This window comes from Mediterraneibacter sp. HA8405 (assembly GCF_056148955.1).
In genome coordinates, this window is the sequence record NZ_CM148758.1 from 273,798 (window position 1) to 292,922 (window position 19,125).

General features: G+C 45.0%; 15 protein-coding genes and 2 pseudogenes. 5 read left to right on the forward strand and 12 right to left on the reverse strand.

Annotation, left to right across the window (positions count from 1 at the left end; genetic code table 11):
* Positions 1–41 precede the first annotated feature (41 nt).
* The 8 genes from AC0QUU_RS01310 to AC0QUU_RS01345 form a co-directional block, all read right to left on the reverse strand.
* A complete protein-coding gene (locus AC0QUU_RS01310) occupies positions 42–1,040 on the reverse strand; it encodes a hypothetical protein (RefSeq protein WP_474544156.1) in 999 nt (332 codons plus the stop codon).
* A 19-nt stretch (positions 1,041–1,059) separates the two neighbouring features.
* Complete coding sequence (gene queA / locus AC0QUU_RS01315) at positions 1,060–2,085, reverse strand: tRNA preQ1(34) S-adenosylmethionine ribosyltransferase-isomerase QueA (protein WP_474544158.1); 1,026 nt, start codon at positions 2,083–2,085, stop codon at positions 1,060–1,062.
* 76 nt (positions 2,086–2,161) lie between these two features.
* Positions 2,162–4,606, reverse strand: a complete 2,445-nt coding sequence (gene pheT, locus AC0QUU_RS01320) for a phenylalanine--tRNA ligase subunit beta (protein ID WP_474544160.1) — start codon at positions 4,604–4,606, stop codon at positions 2,162–2,164.
* A gap of 11 nt (positions 4,607–4,617) precedes the next feature.
* Positions 4,618–5,655, reverse strand: coding sequence for a phenylalanine--tRNA ligase subunit alpha (locus AC0QUU_RS01325; RefSeq protein ID WP_474544162.1), 1,038 nt, complete (start codon positions 5,653–5,655; stop codon positions 4,618–4,620).
* Positions 5,656–6,229: 574 nt separating this feature from the next.
* A complete protein-coding gene (locus AC0QUU_RS01330) occupies positions 6,230–7,336 on the reverse strand; it encodes a transposase (RefSeq protein ID WP_070087463.1) in 1,107 nt (368 codons plus the stop codon).
* A gap of 457 nt (positions 7,337–7,793) precedes the next feature.
* Positions 7,794–9,230 carry an ISLre2 family transposase gene (locus tag AC0QUU_RS01335; RefSeq protein ID WP_474544165.1) on the reverse strand — a complete coding sequence of 479 codons (1,437 nt, stop codon included), beginning with the start codon at positions 9,228–9,230 and terminating at the stop codon, positions 7,794–7,796.
* Between the two features lie 341 nt (positions 9,231–9,571).
* On the reverse strand, positions 9,572–10,702 hold the full coding sequence (locus AC0QUU_RS01340) for a transposase (RefSeq protein WP_474544167.1): 1,131 nt from the start codon (positions 10,700–10,702) through the stop codon (positions 9,572–9,574).
* A gap of 29 nt (positions 10,703–10,731) precedes the next feature.
* Entirely contained in the window at positions 10,732–11,370 is a 639-nt protein-coding gene (locus AC0QUU_RS01345) for an IS66 family transposase (protein ID WP_474544169.1), read from the reverse strand.
* 115 nt (positions 11,371–11,485) lie between these two features.
* Between AC0QUU_RS01345 and istA the strand changes: the two genes are divergently transcribed.
* Genes istA through AC0QUU_RS01360 form a run of 3 tightly spaced genes read left to right on the forward strand, consistent with a single transcriptional unit; the run spans position 11,486 to position 14,174 of the window.
* Positions 11,486–13,045, forward strand: coding sequence for an IS21 family transposase (istA, locus tag AC0QUU_RS01350; protein ID WP_474542316.1), 1,560 nt, complete (start codon positions 11,486–11,488; stop codon positions 13,043–13,045).
* A complete protein-coding gene (locus AC0QUU_RS01355) occupies positions 13,042–13,833 on the forward strand; it encodes an ATP-binding protein (RefSeq protein ID WP_033125733.1) in 792 nt (263 codons plus the stop codon). The genes istA and AC0QUU_RS01355 overlap by 4 nt, the downstream gene beginning before the upstream one ends.
* Positions 13,830–14,174 (forward strand): hypothetical protein, encoded by a 345-nt coding sequence (locus AC0QUU_RS01360; RefSeq protein WP_474542313.1) that lies wholly within the window; start codon positions 13,830–13,832, stop codon positions 14,172–14,174. The genes AC0QUU_RS01355 and AC0QUU_RS01360 overlap by 4 nt, the downstream gene beginning before the upstream one ends.
* Positions 14,175–14,745: 571 nt before the next feature.
* Here the strand turns inward: AC0QUU_RS01360 and AC0QUU_RS01365 are convergent.
* From AC0QUU_RS01365 to AC0QUU_RS01375, 3 genes are read right to left on the reverse strand one after another with little or no spacing between them, the layout of a single operon-like run.
* A complete protein-coding gene (locus tag AC0QUU_RS01365) occupies positions 14,746–15,792 on the reverse strand; it encodes a tyrosine-type recombinase/integrase (protein WP_474544171.1) in 1,047 nt (348 codons plus the stop codon).
* Positions 15,758–16,735: a tyrosine-type recombinase/integrase gene (locus tag AC0QUU_RS01370; RefSeq protein ID WP_474544173.1), complete on the reverse strand. Its 978-nt coding sequence runs from the start codon at positions 16,733–16,735 to the stop codon at positions 15,758–15,760. Before AC0QUU_RS01370 ends, AC0QUU_RS01365 begins: the two co-directional genes overlap by 35 nt.
* Positions 16,728–17,954, reverse strand: coding sequence for a tyrosine-type recombinase/integrase (locus AC0QUU_RS01375; RefSeq protein WP_474544175.1), 1,227 nt, complete (start codon positions 17,952–17,954; stop codon positions 16,728–16,730). Before AC0QUU_RS01375 ends, AC0QUU_RS01370 begins: the two co-directional genes overlap by 8 nt.
* Positions 17,955–18,120: 166 nt before the next feature.
* Between AC0QUU_RS01375 and AC0QUU_RS01380 the strand changes: the two are divergent.
* Both AC0QUU_RS01380 and AC0QUU_RS01385 read left to right on the forward strand, forming a co-directional pair.
* Positions 18,121–18,513, forward strand: a pseudogene (locus tag AC0QUU_RS01380) (IS66 family transposase); the annotation flags it as partial.
* Between the two features lie 33 nt (positions 18,514–18,546).
* Positions 18,547–18,723 (forward strand): transposase domain-containing protein, encoded by a 177-nt coding sequence (locus tag AC0QUU_RS01385; RefSeq protein ID WP_474545500.1) that lies wholly within the window; start codon positions 18,547–18,549, stop codon positions 18,721–18,723.
* Positions 18,724–18,745: 22 nt separating this feature from the next.
* Here the strand turns inward: AC0QUU_RS01385 and AC0QUU_RS01390 are convergent.
* A pseudogene (locus AC0QUU_RS01390) lies at positions 18,746–19,015 on the reverse strand (IS66 family transposase); the annotation flags it as partial.
* Positions 19,016–19,125 lie beyond the last annotated feature (110 nt).

The following is a 19,125-nucleotide window of genomic DNA, read 5'->3' on the forward strand; positions in this document are numbered from 1 at the left end:
GGATATATCGGTTGTAAATATGAATGAGTGCAAGGTGGATTTCATTTTTGAAATTCATTTTTCCATCTATCTGTCCTAAATGTTTCTTGAGTTATCTTCCAAAGATATGAAAAAGATTCTAAACTTTTCGCAATCCCATATTTATACTCTAAACCATATTTATTTTCTAACGTTTCACACATTTTTTTAGTTCCCAACAAATGACAAGTCACATCATATATCTCCGAATCTTTTGCCCCTTTTCTATATAACATCTCCTCTATTTCATCAATACAATAATAAATAACTTTTTTTATCGTAATTGTATTTTTTAAATCTGATATTTGTTTTTCCAAATCAACATCATTCACATGAATATGATATTTTTCTACCCTGTGATGAAAAGTAAAAATATTATCTCTAGCATTACCCGAATTGTATGCCACAAAACGAACATTTTTGTCCTCTTTGACACTAACGCCCGCTTCTCCAACAGTAAGTCTGTCCAACAGTTTTAAGTTCATTTGTATTGAAACACTTTCAGAAATAAACTTATTTATCTCATCTAAATCAAGTATATTCAAATTATTTACTCTTAGAAAAAATTCATTAATATCCTTAAAAAATAGATTCATTCCTTCTGGTACTTTTTTACTTTTACATATAGAGCATACTTGCACTTGATCATCATATATAAAAACGTCACGTTTTCTTTTTCTTTTATTAACTTGTACATTATAGCATTTGGGACATATATAATGCCTTGGCAAAGGATTTATCACTGATATACCAAGCAAATAAGCGCTCAAATATTCCCCAAATATTCCATCTATTACATATTTTTCCCCTTTAAAAGATAAAAATTGACAAAGAATGTAACATATTAATACTTCAGTACACATCTTTTTTTCTTTAATACTTTTAAGTTCTGATCTTAATCTCTTATAAACGATGGAATCTCTATTCATTTTATAATACTCTTGTGCCGAGTTAATAATTAATTTGCTGATAAGATCAAATGCTCTCTTTTCAGAAAAAGTGTCATGAAAAAAAAACCTCATAAGCAACAGTCTCCCATAACTATAATATTAACATAGCATCTCCAAAGCTGAAAAATCGGTACCTCTTTTCAACCGCCTCTTTGTAAGAAGCTTGTATATTTTCCTTTCCTGCAAGAGCAGAAACAAGCATAATCAACGTGGATTCTGGCAAATGGAAGTTTGTGATCAGACAGTCCAGCACCTTAAAGCGGTATCCCGGATAGATGAAGATCTCCGTCCAGCCACTGCATGCTTTCAGATGTCCGTCTTCATCCGCCGCAGACTCGATGGTACGGCAGCTCGTCGTGCCGACGCAGATCACACGTCCTCCGCCGTCTTTGGCACGGTTGATCTTCTCCGCCGCTTCTTCATTTATCATATAAAATTCCGAATGCATATGATGGTTCTCCACGTCGTCCACCTTGACCGGGCGGAATGTGCCCAAGCCTACATGGAGAGTGACACGCGCGATATCGACGCCTCTTTCTTCGATTTCTTTTAACAGCTCCGGCGTGAAGTGGAGCCCTGCAGTCGGCGCAGCAGCTGATCCGGAATGTTCCGCATAAACCGTATTATATCTGTCCTTATCCTTAAGCTGATGCGTGATGTACGGAGGCAGCGGCATCTGCCCCAGCTGATCCAGTATCTCCTCGAAGATTCCTTCATATTCAAAATGGATCAGACGGTTTCCCTCATCTACGATATCCACGACCTCACCAACGAGCAGCCCGTCTCCAAAACTGATCCTTGTACCCGGCTTCGCCTTGCGTCCCGGTTTTACAAGAGTCTCCCACACATCGTCCGCGCCTCTCTTTAAAAGCAGAACTTCGACCTTAGCCCCGGTCTCCTCCTTGGCTCCGATCAGCCTCGCAGGAATAACTTTTGTGTCATTAATCACGAGGCAGTCTCCCGGATTTAAATAGTTGATAATTTCGCGGAACACATGATGCCGTATCTCACCGGTCACCTTGTCCAGTACCATAAGTCTGGAGGCGGAACGGTCTTCCAGCGGATCCTGGGCGATCAGCTCCTGAGGCAGATCATAATAAAAATCACTTGTTTTCATACTGTAAACCTATTCCCTTCGACAAACGAGCCCTGTATGCATTCCACACAAGGCCCGCCTTAACTGTTACTTTGTTTTACTGTGTTCTGAGCTCTGCATTCATTTTTTTGCCAAGCTTTTTCATCACCTGATTCGCAGCATTTTCTATCTCCTGAGACGTCAGAGTCTTCTCATCCGATCCGATCGTAAGTCTGATGGTCACGGATTTCTTTCCGGATGGTATCTGTTTTCCTCTGTATTCGTCCACAAAGGACGCATCCTTAAGAAGCGCGCTGGCCTTCTTCTTGCCCATGACCGCGTCATAAATATCATGCCATGACGCATCCGCGTCAAAGAGCATGGAGATATCATAATCTGTCTCCGGGTACTCTGCCAGATGAGTAAATTTGTTCGTTCTGGATGCCAGCGGTCTCAGCTTCGTTGCATCCAATTCGAACAGCATAACGGACAGATTCTTGATGCCGCACTCCATGGAAACCTTCTTTGCCACAAGCCCCATGTCTCCGATCTTCTCATCGCCAAGATAGATATTGAGCCAGACAACGTTGTCAGCCCACACCGGTTTCTCTTCTTTTCTGAACTCATACGCTTCCATATGCGTATAGCGCGGCATATACTCAAGAACACCTTTTGCCTCTCTGAAAAGTGTGTTGATATCTTTCACGCTGCTCGCGAAAGCCGCCCCGATATGTCTGCGCTGCTCTGGAAGCGATTCTTTCTCGTCGTATACAGATGTGTAATTTTTATCGAAGAATACCTGAGCCTCCTCAAAAATGGAGAAGTCATTGAAATAACGCTCATTTTTCGCAACCGCCTCGCACAGGTTCGGAAGCAGGGAAGAACGGATATATCCCAGATCCGGTGCCGGCGGAGTGGAAAGCCTCAATATTCCGTCCGTGTTCTGAAGGACCGCGTTTACAAACACATCGTTCATCCACGGATAGGTGTACACCTCCTGCATACCGCAGCGGATCGCGAGATACTCCTTGATATTTCTGACAAGGCTCTTATCCTTCTGGTTGATCGCTCCGGTAAAGGAAGTCGTGAACGCTGTGGCGTCAAAGTTGTCATATCCGTACATTCTGGCAACTTCCTCCATCACATCATCCTTGATGGAGATATCGCCTGTGGAACGCCATGTAGGAGCAGTCACATGCATGTTGTCGCCGTTAATCTGGACCTCGAACCCGAGTTTTTCAAGCTTGCCCCGGATTTCATTGTCTGTCAGATGTTTTCCAAGTCTCTTCTCAAGCCATGTCAGACTTACGTCAATCTGCGCTCTCTCCAGTTTCTTCACATAGTTATCGCAGAATCCGGTCACCTTCAGTTCCGGATAAAGTTCCTTGAAATAGTGCATGGAAAGGGCAAGGGCCTGATCACATCTCTCCGGATCAATGGCTTTCTCATATCTGGAGGACGCCTCTGTACGTGTATCATAGCGCAGCGCTGTGCGCCGGATTCCGGCCGCTGTGAAGTTGGCAACCTCCAGGATCACCCTCTCTGTCTTGGGAAGGATGGAATCCTTCGCTCCGCCCATAACTCCTGCAAGCGCAACCGGTCCCTCGGAATCCGTGATCACAAGATCGTCATCGCAGAGTGTGAGTTCGTTGTCGTTTAAGAGGAGCAGCTTCTCTCCTTCGGACGCATGTCTTACCACGATGTGGTCTGTAATGTTGTCCGCATCAAATGCATGCGTCGGATTTCCGACTGCAAGCATGACATAGTTCGTGATATCTACAAGCGCGTTGATCGGCCGCATTCCTGCTTTCCAGATCCGGTTCTGCATTTTGTACGGTGAAGGCTTCACGCTCACACCGGACATCTCAACACCGATGTATCTTGTACATCTGTCCGGCGCTTCGATCTCAACCCGGAAATCAGACTGAACGTCTGTCTCAAAAGGTTTGATCTCTTTGAGAGGCAGGTCATAGAGCGCTGCGATCTCACGCGCGATCCCGTAATGTCCCCAGAGATCCGGTCTGTTCGTCATTGATTTATTATCGATCTCCAGAAGGATATCATTCATATCCAGCGCATCGGCAAGAGAAGTACCTGCCGGCACGTCAAAAGCAGACAGATCCAGAATCTCTGCCTCCTGCTCTGCCGGGAACAGCTCTCCCAGGCCGATCTCATCGGAAGCGCAGATCATACCGTATGACTCAACTCCGCGAAGTTTGGAATTTTTGATTACTACCGGTTCGCCTTCCCCGTGCCAGCGGACAACCGCGCCCGGGCAGGATACAGCGACACGCATCCCCTCTTTCAGGTTGATGCCGCCGCAGACGATATCCTTGATCTCTCCGCCGCCGATATCTGTTTTACATACTCTTAATTTATCTGCATTGGGATGGGGTTCGATCTTTTCGATGACTCCCACCAGCATATTGTCAAATCGGCGTGCAAGTTCTTCCACGTCCTCCACTTCCACTGTGGACATAGTCAGGTCGTACGCCAGTTTTTTCAGATCCGCATCCTCCGGAATATTCACATAATCCTTGATCCATGATAATGATAACTTCATTTTTCCTCTCCTTATCTAAACTGTTTCAGGAATCTTAAATCAGCGCTGTGGAACAGTCTCACATCATCCACGCCGTAACGCATCATAACAAGTCTGTCCAGACCGATATTTACATAGAATCCTGTGTACTCATCCGGATCCAGTCCTGCTGCTCTGAGCACGTTCGGATGCGGGGAACCTCCCGGCATTACCTCGATCCATCCCACATGCTTGCAGACGCTGCAGCCTTTTCCGCCGCATACCTGACACTCCATATCAATCTCAAATCCCGGCTCCACAAAGGGGAAGAAACCGGAGCGCATCCTTACCGGCACATCTCTGCCGAACACTTTGCTCAGGATGCTCTTGATCATTACCTTTCCCGATGTAAATGTAATATCTTTGTCCACAATAAGAGCTTCATACTGGAAAAAAGCCCTCTCATGATGTGAATCCGTGGTCTCATTCCTGTACACACGTCCGGGATACACGAAACGATACGGAGGTTTGTGTGTCTGCATGTAGCGGACGCTTGCTCCGGTCAGATGCGGACGCAGGCAGAGTTTTTCGTTCGCGCTCCCGCTGTCGTGTCCCTCTATCCAATAGGTATCCATGCTCTCGCGGGCCGGATGGTTCGGCGGGAAATTAAGATTATCAAAAGCATACATCTCGCTTGTGATCTCGTCTTCCTCGAAGATCTCGAATCCCATGGAACGGAATGTATCGTTCAGATCATAGCACATCTGCGTGATGGGATGAAGTCCGCCGCCGGACGGCATGATTCCCGGGACAGAGCAGTCAAAATCAGGGGATACTTCCGAAGCTTTCAGCTTCAGCTCCACCCTCTTTTCATCGATCAATTCCTTGACCTCATTTTTTGCCTGATTCAGAAGTTTTCCCATCTCAGGGCGAAGAGACACATCCAGCGTCGGGATCTCTTTCATCAGAAGGCTCAGAGAGCCCTGCTTTCCGATATATGCGCTCTTCACATTCTGTAATTCGCCTTCACTCGCCGATTCAGAAATCTTGTTTCTTGCTTCTGATAAAATACCGTTAATTTTATCTTTCATTGCGTTTCTCCTTTCTCATTCAGGGGGTATGCCTGCGGGACCTTTCTGTGTCTCAGACCTTTTTATTCTACTGCACCCGAAGAGCTTTCTACCGAATAAAAAAACACCGCCCCTATCATTTCAACAAGGGACGATGTTGATCGCGGTACCACCCTATTTCAGAGTATTTTTTTACTACTCTGCACTCACTTTGTGTAATCTTCTGCTACACGGACATCCAGCTTAACGCAATATGCTTTTCGCCAGAAAGCTCCCATACTGAAACTTCAGGAAGATTCACGCAGAATGCTTGCAGCCGCTGGCACTCTGTCTCTGAACTGCTACCCCTTCCTTACTCACATATGTTCATAGCTCAAAATATAAATTATTATTACATAGATTATGGTTTTTGTCAACAAATTGTATACTTGAGTCAGCTCTGACGAGCAAAATATATTCCGTTTATATAAAGCGCGTCTTTTAGGCTTTTCTACTCGTTGCATCTGACTGTTCGTTCTCTAAAAGCCGGAACTTCCCCTCTTTTCCCTTTATGCACCCTTCTTTTCCCCTTATCTCCCCTCATCACTTCCTTTCTTTAGCTGCACGCAAATCTCACTTGTATTTTTTTCTCCAATTCTGATTCGTTTTCTTTTATCCGTCGGTTTTTCCATGCATTGAGCAGGAGCCGGTGCTTTTGCGTCCTGCTCTGTTTTACTTTCTTCCACAACCTCTCACATGCTTCTATGATCTGCGCGATCATGTGTCCAATCTGTATCACATAATAATGGTTCTTCATCCCCTGGTAATCATGGCTGAACCGGTGTTCCAGATAATACCCCTGCTTTTTCTGTGTATTGAACCCTTCGTTTTCTATCTTCCATCTCCATCTTCCACGTTCCACTGTTTCTTTTACATTTCTCCCCGTAATACTCAGATCCGTTACATACAAAAATTTCTTCTTCTCTTCCTCTCTCTCGTATTCTATTACGTTGATACTCTCTCCGCGGTAATCTATCCCTGTAACATAGTCATAAACTCCTTCCGGCTTTTCCTGCCGGTTCTTTTCCCGCTTTTTTAATACCTGATACTCCTGGTTAATACTGGGGATGCTCCCTTCCTTATACCGTAAAATATATTTCCATTTCTTCCTGCGGCATTCTTTAAAAAATCCTTCACTCGCATACAAGCTGTCCCCGCAGATACATATCTGCAGCATCGGGAATTCCTGTTTCAAACGCTCCATCAGCCGCTTCGCACCTTCCTGCTCACAGTCCTGCTTATCCACTTCCCGCTTTTCATTCTCAATAAACTCTGTCAGGATGCTCACCTGAATCTTTTCGTGAAGAACGACCTTCGCTTCCAATACATAATAGTAGTACTCCGTATATTCTTCCTCGGTTCCTTTCTTCTTTCGACAGAACAGGCTGTGTTCCCCCAGATCTTTTCTGCTCCGATACAACTGTGTCCCATCTATAATAATCTGCCAGTACTTTCCTCGAAGCCGCGCATCCTCGAAAGCTCTGCTCCGGATCAGCCTGTATACCAGCCGACATACAACTTTCTGTAGTTCATCCGATGAAAACCGTTTCAGATAATTGTTGATCGTTTCCCAATAAGGCAGCTCCCTTAGTTCTTCTCCGCACAACATCCCAATATTTTCAATTACAGTTTCATCATTAAATTCTCCGCTTGTACTCCTCATGCTGTTGATATAAAATATAGATGATAGGATCCGTGTCATCAGTAAGACGTGGTTGCTATAGATAATATAGCTTTGGTGCCTTGGATCCTCCACCCGCTTTAACAAGGATAAAAGTTCTGGGAAAAAGTGGCGGATAACTTTTACCAATTCACAGGCAAGGTTAAACCGTGCCAGGTGTTCCCTTGATTCTTTTCTCTTGATTTTTTCTTTTGTTTTTGCTGGAAAAACCTCCCTTCTTTCGGGCTTGCGAAGAAAAAAGTTTTTGGGCTAACTTTATTATCTCGCAATTCTCCTGAAAAAGGGAGGTTTTTATTAATAATTATTTTTGCTCGTCAGAGCTGATACTTGAGTATGTGTCAAGTAATCGTTGGCACTTTTTCTTATTTATTGATGTCAGTTTATTTCTTTTATTTTCAGATAATTTCCCCTGCACTTCTTTCGCCCACTTTTATCTCTTTTAGCAGAAGGCTCTTTCAAAGGCTTTTCTCGATGCTGTCCGCATTGCATCCAGAAGTGGCATATGATGTGTGATGGCCTCTATATACGGATTCCCTTTCCCATCTTTCTTTGGTGATTTCGCAGCACTCAGCGTTTTGACGATCTCTTCCATCTGCATGGTGAATACCAGCCCGTCCGTATACCGCTCAATTGTATCGACCAGTTCCCTGTTCTCTTTCCGGTACAGGGCTTTTGCCATGTTATTCGCCCCTTGTATGGACCATCTCATCCGCCGATGCTTCATCCGCATTGTGACCGCTGTACAGTTCTGGTTCTCCTGTACTCCCATGTTTTTATATATGATCCCTTCCGGTGCGTCAGGCAGCTTAATCCGCCTTTCCTGGTATGGGATCAGCCCCTCCCGGTTATTCCACAGATATTTGTATAGCTCCCTTGCGTTTTTGCTCCCGTTATCTTTCGGATCATCACTCTCTATGCTGTCTGCATAGACCTGGATATATTCCAGCATCTCCTCTACTTTCTTCTGCTCCAGGAGCTCTTTGATCCGTTTCTGGGCTTCTACATCCCGGATCTTCTTTTTGATCTCCCTATAAATATGGAACCGGTCCAGTTGGAAGATAACCTCTGGGTCATAGTCCTCTTTAATCCAGCTCCCTCCATCTCCGTTTAGGATACGCTGGCCAATCTCATCCGCATCATAAACCTTTTCGATCAGCGCTTCCCGTTTTTGATGGAACTGGCCGCTTTTCTCCATCCCCGCCAGCATCTTCTTGTTCACAAGGCGGCTCCTTTTCGGGCTGTCCGCATCCCATCCCTCATACATCGTAAAAACCTTCATCTCCTGCTTCGGCGCCTTCTTATGGCGGGAATCCTGCATCCGCAGCCATACACCATCCATTTCCTCAAAAAGGATCCCGACTGCTCTTTGCCCTTCTGCCTGGTCTGCTTCCATCTGCTGTACTGCGTGGTTCTCCTCTTCGCAGATCCGTTCTCCTAGCTGCTGGATCAGGTTCCAGACACCCCCATGGCTGATCGTCTGCCCACAGGTATCGCTTATTATATCTGCGCTGACACGATAAGGGGATTCCGTTACTGTCAGAGCAATCTTCTCTGCAAGGTTCGTAGAGATCAGCCCGATCTTCTCCATCTGCATCGCCTGATCCAGAAGGTAGATGTGGGCGGTCCTTCCATCCTCTTGCTCTGTCCGATAAACTCTCCGAGAATAGGTTACTTCCCCATATACAGTTTTGATCGAGGTTTCCCGTTTCCCTTTGTCCCTGTAAGACTTTGTATCCCTCTCTTTCGCCAGTTCATCATCATAGTTTTCCAGAATGATCTGGGTGATCATCCTGCCCAATTCGCAGACATAGGAAAAAACTTTTTGTTCCAGCACCTTGAAAGATACCAAGTTTTCTTCTACAATAGATTTCATCATACAGTCTCCTTTACGTGTTTTGTTCGCAACTAACATCATAAAGAAAAACTGTATGATTGGGAAGCAGGGATTTTCTCTGCTTCCTCTTTTTATTTAAGAATAATTCCTATCTTTGCCAATAATAATTATACACTAACTATACTTGAGCAGTTTTAAACGGTAAAAATATATTTGCCTGCCATATGCCAATGAATTTCTAAGAAAAAATAAGTTATCCACAACACTGGTTTTTCTTCCGAACTTATTCACTTTTAAGGCCCTGATGACCGAATTTCCTCTTTTTGTAGATAATTCAGTTCATTTTCCTCTTGGCAGGCACCACTTCCTTTGCTATACTTATCTCAGTTGAATGACTGTGTATTTTCATCAACTGGGAATATATCTTCTTTTGTTAGTTGCCGTCCAAAGCTGGCTAACAAATCAGAAGATATATTTTTTTGCTTCTTTTTGATCCCATTCTTCTCCAGATAATAATACTCATACAACTGTTTCACAAAATCCGAGATCTGTGCCATTAGATAATGGTTCTTCTGCGCCTGGTCATCCCAGCTGCATGTATGGGTAATGCTTCCCTGCCAGTTCTTCTGCCGGTTAAATCCTTCATTCTCTATCTTCCAGCGCTTTCTTCCCGTTTCCGCCATCTTTTCCGCATTCCCTTTGGTAATCCTTATGCTGCTCAGCCATTGGAATTCTGTTGTTTCTCCAGCCTTTTCTTCCCGATATCTTAATACGTGTACCGGTTTGCCATCATAATCAATATCATTCACGAATTCGGCTTTCTCTGTTTTCCCTTTTTCCGGTATCTTTTCGTATTCTTCCGCTATGCTCGGAATACTTCCCTTTTTATACCGGATCAGGAATTCCCACTTATATTCCCTGCACAGATCCATAACCGGTTTTGATGCATACAGACTGTCTGCCAGCAGCAGGATCGGCAGCCGGGGAAATCTTTTCTTGATCCGTCCTGCCAATCGGGTAAATGCTTTGGTCTCACAATCCTGTTTGATCTCCTCCGCACTCATTTTTTCCTGGCGTTTCCGGTCTTCCCCGTTATTCTCGATGAATTCACTCCCTATACTGGCTACCAGCTTTTCTCCAAAGAAGATCTTCGCCTCCAGCACATCCCGGTGATACAGTGTGATCTCTTTGTCTGTTCCCTTATTACAGCACCGTTCCAGACAATGCTCATTCAGTTTTCTCTGTCCGCAGTATAGCTGTGTCCCATCCACTATGATCAGCCATTTTTTCTTATATCTTGCATCCTCAAAGCATCGTCTCCGGATCAGATGATACACCAGGTCCTGCTTGATTTCTTCCAACTCCATAGGAGCAAGCCTTTCCAGATACTCATTCTCTGTTACATGATGGGGAACGTATTCCCCGGCTTTTTCTCCTATAAATGCAGACAGATTTTTAGAAACCGTCTCTTCATTAAACTGTTCGTACACGGTAAACCATGAGTACTGGCTCATTTTTTGACCGCCGTTTCCGGCGGCCGTGTTTACAGATTGGTTGTTTTTGACTTGCTCCGGCAGATCTCCGGCAACTGATCTGACCATGGAAGCAGTTTCTCAATAAAGCTGTAATCCGTATCATCCTGATGGTCTTTCAGAACTGTCAGTACATGGTCCAGATAACGGAACGGATTCAGGTTATTCGCCTTTGCTGTTTCCGTTATGCTGTAGATGATCGCGCTGGATTTCGCACCATCGATACTGTCGATCAGTTTCCACGCATGTTTATGCAGGCAGAAGCTGCGGAGCGCTCCTTCTGTTACGTTGTTGTCAAGTGGAACTTCCCCATCATTCAGGAACACTTTCAGTGCCTCTTCCTGATTGATACAGTAGTTGATCCCTTCCAGTGTTTTTCCTTTGGGAAGACGATTGGAAGATTGAATCTCTTTTACCCACGCAAAGAAAGCCTCCACCAGAGGTTTGACTGTGATCTGCCGCTGTTTCTTTCGGTCATCCGGTTCCAAAGCAGCCAACTGATTGTCCAGATGATAGATGGCCCCGATCCGCTTCACAGCTTCATACGCAACGGTATCTTTTGCAGTTTTTTGTGCTGCTTTCGGAAGGGCTTTTAAAGCGTCTGTAAATAACGGTCGCTCGTGACACACTGCACGGTTTAACTGTACCACCCTGCCGCTAATTCTGTACCATCTTACCGGTTGGCTGTACCAGCCGCTAAAGTTCTCCTTATAATGATTGTGGCACACCTAATGTGTGACTACTATTATAAGGAGGGCGATAATCATGGTAGATTATCGAGAAATCCTGAGGCTTCATAATCTCGGGTATTCACAGCGGGTGATCACATCATCTGTTCATAGTTCCCGCAGTACTGTCAAAGAAGTAATCGACTTAGCCAATGCGCTGAAGATCGAGTGGCCTCTGGATGCAAATGTTACTAACTCAGACCTGAAGTTACTCCTGTACCCTGCCCGGGCAGAGAAGAATTCCAACCGTATGCCCATTGACTTCCCGTGGATTCACAGGGAACTTGCAAAGAAAGGCGTTACGATGACACTTCTTTGGACAGAGTACTGCGAGCAGGCTTATGCCGCAGGGAAGCAGCCGTACATGAGTACACAGTTTGGTGACCTCTACCGCAAATGGGCAAGAGTCAGCAAGGCAACCATGCGTATTTCCCGAAAGCCTGGAGAGACCTTCGAGGTTGACTGGGCTGGTACAACCGTTGACATTCACGACAGTGTTACCGGCGAAATCACTCCGGCTTATCTCTTCGTGGGAGTATTGTCTTGCAGCAGCCTTGTATATGCGGAACTCTGCCGGGATATGAAGTCGGAGAACTTTATCCTCTGCCATGTCCATGCCTATGAGTACTTTGGTGGCGTAACCCGTTTGGTTGTGCCGGATAACCTCAAGACCGGAGTAACCAAGAATACCCGTTATGAAACCGTCATTCCCAGAGCCTACCAGGAAATGGCCGATCATTACGATACGGCGATTGTCCCGGCCCGGCCAAAGGCTCCTGACGACAAACCAAATGCAGAGGGTTCCGTGAAGTTTGCCACGACCTGGATCCTTGCCGCCATCAGGAATTATCACTTCCTCTCTTTTGAAGAGGCTTATGCCACCGTAAAAGAGAAGCTTGAGGCTCTGAACAATAAGTCTTTCAAGACCCGGAAAGGGAACCGCCACACGGCATATGAAGAGGAAGAACGCAGTTTTATGCATCCGCTTCCTCCCGCACCGTACGAGCTGGCTACATGGAGCACAGCGAAGATCCACAACGACTATACGATCACCGATGGCCTCAATCGTTATTCGGTGCCCTTTGACCTGATCGGCGAGACCGTAGACATCCGCACTACAAGAGATACCGTGGAAGTGTTCTTCCGTGGCGGACGCGTTGCTTCCCATGTGCGCTTAAAAAAGGCCCAGCGCGATGCTGTTATGGTGCCGGGACATATGCCGGAAGCACACCGCAGATACCTCTCTTACAACAAAGACGCTTTCCTCTCATGGGCTGAGTCGGCAGGCTCCTCTGTTTCCGCAGTGATCCGTCAATTCCTAGAAGCCGGGAAGGAGCCGGAGCAGGGCTATAAATACTGTGTAAGCCTTATGAAGGCTGCAGACAGATATGGCCTTGCTCGTGTGGATGCCGCCTGTGAACGTGCATTAGCCTTTTCATCGACACCTGCGCTGAGGAGCATCCTCACCATTCTCAAAAACGGACAGGATAGGATTCCCCTCAATCAAGCCGCTGAAGCACCTGTGCCGAAAAATGGCACCCGCCACGGGATCACACGAGGCGCTGATGCTTTCCGGAAAGGGGGTGCAAACATATGATCAACCAGTCAACGATTGATACCCTCAAGCAGATGCGGTTCTCAGCCATGGCCAAAGAACTGGAGTCCCAGCTGAGCGATCCTGATACCTACAGCAGTCTCGGCTTCGAGGAGCGGATCGCTCTCCTGGTCGATGCAGAGTGGAACCGCCGCCAGGCCAATAAGCTCGCCAAATGCATCCGTGATGCCGGATTTTCAGCGCCAAATGCTTGTATGGAAGAGATCGAATACCATCCGGACCGTAAGCTGGACAAGACGCAGCTGACACGCTTCTCTACCTGCAAGTATATCGATGACGGGCGGCATATCATCCTGAGTGGTGCCTGCGGCAGCGGCAAGACGTACATTGCATGTGCACTTGGCAATGCTGCCTGCAGAAAATTTAAAAAAGTACGTTACGTACGCCTTCCTGAGCTTCTGGAAGAACTGAATGTCGCTAAGGGCACCGGTGAATTCCGGAAAACCATTGCTTCTTACCTGAAAGTGGATCTTCTCATCCTTGATGAATGGCTCATCCGCCCGTTGGTACAGCAGGAATCCTATAACCTGCTTGAGGTTGTGGAAGCACGGATCAAAAGCCAGAAGGGATCCATGATCTTCTGTTCCCAGTATCATACGGACGAATGGTATGGCAGGCTCGACCCCGCATCAGCGGAAGGGAGCCCGATTTCCGAAGCGATCATGGACAGGATCATCCACAACGCCTATGACGTTTTTATTGATGGCCACGTCTCCATGCGAAAACGCCATGGGATCCAGACATCCGGAGAGGATGGTGATGGCAAATGATCCGGGATGATTACACCGCATGGGACGAATGCCCCGATATTGATAACTGCGAACTGATCCAATCCTTCCTGGAACTCGTAGACTCCATGGTGAAAGACATCCAGCATCTGAAAGCTGAGACCGTAAAGGCCAGATATGAATTGAGCCAGAAGCTTGATCCGGAACATCAGTGGACCACTGGAGCTGATATTCTTTCTGATCTGGATACCCCGCATTACGATAACCTGGCGTACCAGGAGTACATGAGGATCTACTATGATGGCGGAGATCCAATGTCATTTAAGGAGCATGTGGATTCCATGATAAGGATTGCCCAGGGTCAGGATGACGACCGGTATTAAGTTGTCAAGGTAATAATCTATAGTCATCAGCGTATGTGCTGGAATGACTCTATGTAAGATGTCCTGAAAACATCAGGTCATCGGCTGTGGAGTCAACGCTCCATCAGCACGGAATGCGTTTGCTTTGTTTAGCTGTCATTCATCTGGCAGGATGGCACTTGTCAATGTCGTAGTTGCGTCAGCGAGGCGATAACAGCCATTGCAAGCTCCATTCTCGCCAGATACCGTCTTTAGGCAAAGTAATCGAATATCGAGTGGATCAACCATCCGAAAGGATGGTTCACTTCACCGGAAAAGTGGTTCGCATCGTTGGCAAAGTGCAGTTGCCGACCGGTACAGCCAACCGGCAAGGCGGTACTCTTGTTTCGGCAGAGTGGTACAGTTAGACCGTACAGATGGTACTAATTCACCGTTATTTACAGCGTCTGAGAAATAGCGCCTTGCATGTGTCTTATCTCAGAACTGGAATAAGACGCATTATCCCAGAAGTATTATTATTCCAGAAGAAATGCAGATCTCAGCTTAAAACCTGCATTTCTCAAAAGAGATCTGGAATAATAATGTTGTGAAATTACTTTAAAAAATCGGGTATATTTCTTTTTTCTCTATTGTCAGATCTGTCTGGATTTTCTTTGAAAAACCACCTGTCATTCCATGCTTTCAATTGGCGATTCATTGTTTCCTGAGAAATTTCCGTATAAATCTGAGTGGTTTGCAGGGATACGTGACCAAGAAAGTTTTTTACAACGATCAGCGGTACTCCCGCCTCAAGCATGTGTGTTGCCGTTGTATGTCGCATCGAGTGCGGCGTATAATTATTTCTGAACATTCCGGGATTTTCCTGCTTTGCTATGCGGATATACTTTGCATAAATTTCCTCAATGCAGGAAACTGTCATCTTTTCATGAATCTGACTTGAGAAAATATGCCGGTTCTTATCCTCAGATATTCCTCTGTGTGCAATATACTTTTTTACTATATCTGAGGCAGCTGCCGGTATGCCTATCCTTCGTATTTTTTGTCCTTTTCCATGAACATTTATACAGGCTTTATCCTGATAAAACTGAATATCGCCTACCGTCAGATCGCACACTTCCTGGGAACGCATTCCGCTGGCATACATAAAGCACAGGAGAGTTTTATTTCTCAATCCGATTTCCGTATTGGCATCTGGCAGTTTAAAAAGAATCTTCACTTCCTCTCTCGAAAAGGAACTTCGCAGAGACTGTGGGGCTTTTTTCTTTGGGACTTTTAATACATTATTTCTGAATATAGATGCTGCACCAAAATCTCTGTTTTGCGCATATATTGAGAATGCCGACAGTGCGGAAAGGCGCTGGTTTCTAGTCGCTATACTACATTTGCGCTCTGATTCCAGCCAGTCAAGGAACTCTGTGATCATCTGAGCATCCAATATTTCGAAATAAATCTTTTCAGCCGATATTCCTTTAACTGTATATATGAACTCTATTAGTATTCGGAAAGTTGCTTTATATGACGTAACAGTTGCTGTCGATAATCCTTTTGCTACCGGAAGATACGTGTTAAAATAGGCTTCAAGCAAGTCCAGAAATGAATTCTTCTTATGCTTCATAGTCCACCTCCGGCAACAGGTCATACATAAAATCACCAAAGTTTTCAACTGCTTCGGGGAACAACTCACTGCTGAATTTTAAGTACTTGGATGTTTCATCAAGGCTGTCATGGCCCAGATAGATAGAAAGATATGGTATCGCATCATCAATATGTCTGCCAGCCCTTTCTGCCTGTGCAAAAGATTTAAATGCAAAAACATGTCTCAGGCAGTGCAGGCATGGACCTCTTTCATGCTTCTTCCGATTAGCAAGGCGGATGTTATTATCTTTCAGTATTTTATCAAATCTGTTTTTTACCGATCTGCCTGAAATATGACTATCGGTTTTGGAGGAAGGGAAAAGCCATCCTTCTGTTTTTTCAAAAATCCCCATCGCTAAACAGTATTCCGTCAGTATCCGTGTCATTTCCAATGACATGGGAACTAAGCGTTGTTTGTCACCTTTCGTGTTTATTAATCTGAGAATGCCATTTTCAAGATCCGTATCTGCAAGGTTGATTCTGACCGTTTCTCCTATCCTTAATCCGCAGCTATATAATAATCGAAGAATCACCGGAAACTCGATCACCAGATAGGGATCCGCCTTTTTATCTGATAAGATGACATTATCTGCAGATTTAAAGATGAGTTCGAGTTCATTATCGCTGAATATATGCGGAACATAATCATCACGCACTTTTGGAATAATAGGGATAAAAGCAGGTTCACCGGACAATGTCAAATATTTTAAAAACTGCCGGATCGTGATAACTTCATTTTCAACAGACCCGCTTTTTCCGTTTAATGTACCGACCCATGCATTAATAAAACGTTCAGTGATCTGACCTGTTGAACGGATGTGCGCATTCAGATAATTATCAAATCTTTTCAGATAACACAATTCATGTTTCTGTGCACTTTCGCTTAATACTCCGCATCGTAGCTCGTAGTATTGTGATAGCTTATCTGAATAAATACTGTTAAACATGACGGACCACCTTCTTTCTGGAAAGGTAATCAGCAAATATTCCTTTGGGGCGAGGCGGATCCAGAGCACACAATCTTAAATTTTCAATGTCCACTTTTGCATAATGCTTTATAACATTTAAATCAGAATGTCCAAGTATTCTTCTCACCGTTTCATAAGAGACTCCGTCATTTACCATCGAGCTTGCAAGGGATGAACGGAAGGTATGGGGACCATGCTTTTTTCTACTTGTATCTATTCCGGCTTTATGAAAGTAACGGTCTGTGGCATGCCTTATAATGCTTGTTGTAATACGTCCATATGGAGCTGACATACCGTGAAAAACGTATTCATCACATCTTCCGGAAGATTTCGCACTCTCCAAGAAAGTAGTGATTGCAGCCATAACGGCCTCCGGCATCTGTAAAGACAGCGGAATCCCGGTTTTTTCCTGCCTCAGATGGATATATCCACTATTCAGATCCACTTCTGACCACTTCAGTTTTGCAATATCCCCAGAGCGCAACCCCATGCGAGTCGCAAGCAGGATGATTGCCCGATCCCTTTTGCCGGTATCTGTAGCCGTATCAATCGCATTTTCGACTTTCTTTATCTCTGAAGGAGTATAAGTGGTAGGTAAAACGCTACGTCTTTTATAATGGGGCACGATCCCAGAAAAATCTGTTTTGATTAACCCACTATCATAAAGATACCGCAGAAACTGGCGTATTCTCGCATAATTATCTTTGTTATCATATATAAGTAGTGCCTGGGATATCTTCCCTGCGTTAAGATCACCAATATCATTACATCCAATCTGTTTTATGTAATTCAGAAATCGTACACAAGTTTTCTTTTTGGCGAGAATAGTTGGTGATTTATTCCCTGTGTTTGAACATTCATTAAGATACTCATTCAGTATATTCGAAAAATCTTCAGGGACTTTTTCCAACTGGCTTCCATGATGACATCTGTAAGGTATGTCATCGATATAATCATTGAGCCTCCGTACCGCACAGGTATACGCACTAAAAGTCGATCTGCATACGTTTACTGAATCTAGAAACTGACGTCCAATTTCAGGAGTATATGTTTCTATACCAAGTTTTTTCATCAACGAGTAGATTCTGTTGTAAATCCGCCTGTAAACCATCAATGTGGAATCCATGTAATTCTGCTTTTTGAGCTGATTGATGACACAATCAGACAGCTTGTGAAAGTTTAACGTTTTCTCTGCCATAATTGACCTCCTTATAATAATCTGTGAGGTTAATTATACGCTATTGTTATTCGAGAAAACGACATGTACCATCAGGTTTTAAGCTGAGATCTGCATTTCTTCTGGAATAATAATACTTCTGGGATAATGGGTCTTATCTCAGAACTGGAATAAGGCGCATGCGAGGCGGTATTTCGCAGATGCATTAAAAGCACTCCCAAAAGCGGCACAAAAAACTGCGAAAGATACCGTTGCATACGAAGCCCTGAAGCGGATAGGGGCCATCTATCATCTGGACAATCCGTTATCTGATCTGGAACCGGAAGACCGGAAAAAGCAGCGTCAGATGACAGTCAGACCTCTGGTGGAGGCTTTTTTTGCGTGGGCAAAAGAGGTAGAGTCCGCTGGCCGTCTTCCCAAAGGGAAAACACTGGAAGGGATCCATTACTGTATCAATCAGGAAGAGGCACTGAAAGTGTTCCTGGATGACGGTGAAGTGCCTCTTGATAACAACGCAACAGAAGGAGCGCTCCGCAGCCTCTGCCTGCATAAACATGCATGGAAGCTGATCGATAGTATCGATGGCGCAAAATCCAGTGCGATCATCTACAGTATAACGGAAACAGCAAAGGCGAATCACCTGAATCCGTTCCGTTATCTGACCCATGTCCTGACAGTGTTAAAAGATCATCAGGATGACACGGATTACCGTTTTATAGAATACCTGCTTCCATGGTCAGATCAGTTACCAGAGATCTGCCGGAGCAAGTCAAAAACAACTGAGCTGTAAACCAGGCCGCCGGAAACGGCGGTCAAAAAATGGGCCAGTACTCATGGTTTACCGTATACCCCTGTGGAAGAGTTTCTGCCAGAACTTTTTTTACCCACGCAAAATACTTCTCGACCAGTGGTTTGATCGAAGCCCGGCGTTCTTTCAGGCGTTCCTCCGGTGACAGATTTTTCACGGTCCCTTCCAGCTTATAAATCCCGCCAATCCTTATAAGAGCCTGATATGCGACAGAAGATCGGATGGCTTTTTCATTTCCTTTCCCAATTGCTTTGATCGCATTGGTAAAATGGCGTCTTGCATGTGTCTTATTCCAGTTCTGAGATAAGACCCATTATCCCAGAAGTATTATTATTCCAGAAGAAATGCAGATCTCAGCTTAAAACCTGATGGTACATGTCGTTT

What these genes read in the sequence shown, in the direction of transcription:
- AC0QUU_RS01310 (WP_474544156.1), bottom strand. Translation starts at nt 1,040, where the DNA reads ATGAGGTTTTTTTTTCATGACACTTTTTCTGAAAAGAGAGCATTTGAT.
- queA (WP_474544158.1), bottom strand. Translation starts at nt 2,085, where the DNA reads ATGAAAACAAGTGATTTTTATTATGATCTGCCTCAGGAGCTGATCGCC.
- pheT (WP_474544160.1), bottom strand. Translation starts at nt 4,606, where the DNA reads ATGAAGTTATCATTATCATGGATCAAGGATTATGTGAATATTCCGGAG.
- AC0QUU_RS01325 (WP_474544162.1), bottom strand. Translation starts at nt 5,655, where the DNA reads ATGAAAGATAAAATTAACGGTATTTTATCAGAAGCAAGAAACAAGATT.
- AC0QUU_RS01330 (WP_070087463.1), bottom strand. Translation starts at nt 7,336, where the DNA reads ATGAGGAGTACAAGCGGAGAATTTAATGATGAAACTGTAATTGAAAAT.
- AC0QUU_RS01335 (WP_474544165.1), bottom strand. Translation starts at nt 9,230, where the DNA reads ATGATGAAATCTATTGTAGAAGAAAACTTGGTATCTTTCAAGGTGCTG.
- AC0QUU_RS01340 (WP_474544167.1), bottom strand. Translation starts at nt 10,702, where the DNA reads ATGAGCCAGTACTCATGGTTTACCGTGTACGAACAGTTTAATGAAGAG.
- istA (WP_474542316.1), top strand. Translation starts at nt 11,486, where the DNA reads ATGGTAGATTATCGAGAAATCCTGAGGCTTCATAATCTCGGGTATTCA.
- AC0QUU_RS01355 (WP_033125733.1), top strand. Translation starts at nt 13,042, where the DNA reads ATGATCAACCAGTCAACGATTGATACCCTCAAGCAGATGCGGTTCTCA.
- AC0QUU_RS01360 (WP_474542313.1), top strand. Translation starts at nt 13,830, where the DNA reads ATGATCCGGGATGATTACACCGCATGGGACGAATGCCCCGATATTGAT.
- AC0QUU_RS01365 (WP_474544171.1), bottom strand. Translation starts at nt 15,792, where the DNA reads ATGACCTGTTGCCGGAGGTGGACTATGAAGCATAAGAAGAATTCATTT.
- AC0QUU_RS01370 (WP_474544173.1), bottom strand. Translation starts at nt 16,735, where the DNA reads ATGTTTAACAGTATTTATTCAGATAAGCTATCACAATACTACGAGCTA.
- AC0QUU_RS01375 (WP_474544175.1), bottom strand. Translation starts at nt 17,954, where the DNA reads ATGGCAGAGAAAACGTTAAACTTTCACAAGCTGTCTGATTGTGTCATC.